Source organism: Dellaglioa sp. CoH-56-MRSF-10 (genome assembly GCF_056782175.1).
Genome location: NZ_JBXAYF010000044.1, coordinates 1 through 424, shown reverse-complemented (window position 1 = coordinate 424; position 424 = coordinate 1). Strand labels below are relative to the sequence as shown.

At 56.1% G+C, this 424-nt stretch carries 1 protein-coding gene; it reads right to left on the bottom strand.

Annotation, left to right across the window (positions count from 1 at the left end):
* Nucleotides 1-3: 3 nt before the first annotated feature.
* Entirely contained in the window at nt 4-228 is a 225-nt protein-coding gene (locus tag AC1RP4_RS07745; RefSeq protein WP_281116354.1) for a hypothetical protein, read from the bottom strand.
* Nucleotides 229-424: the final 196 nt, after the last annotated feature.

Genomic DNA, 424 nt, shown 5'->3' with positions numbered 1-424 from the left:
TCATTATTCTTCCTCGCTGACTACTTCAGTTTTGGTGCCGCATCCGGGACAGAAGCAGAGTGGGAACGTGACGCTGGCACCGGACGCCGAAAACGAAAGTGCGTCGTTGTTGACGTGTGCATAGTGGCGCACGCGCTCATCGTCCGCACCGCGCACCACTAGGGTACCGTGCGCCGCCATCATATCCTGATAGTCGTCCATGTACGTACAGCAACGAACAAGTTTCATTTGACCTCCGAGAGAATCGTGGGGCGGATCGAGTGCACAAAATCCCAGTTGATGGAGCCTCGGGCCCGGCCAATGTGGAACTTTCCACATTCACATCCGGACACGTGCATGATATTGACGAGAGGGTGGCCCGGACGTTTTCGTCGGCAAGTCCAGTTGTGCTTTGCGGCCTGTGCCTCTTGCTCGGTATTGTACC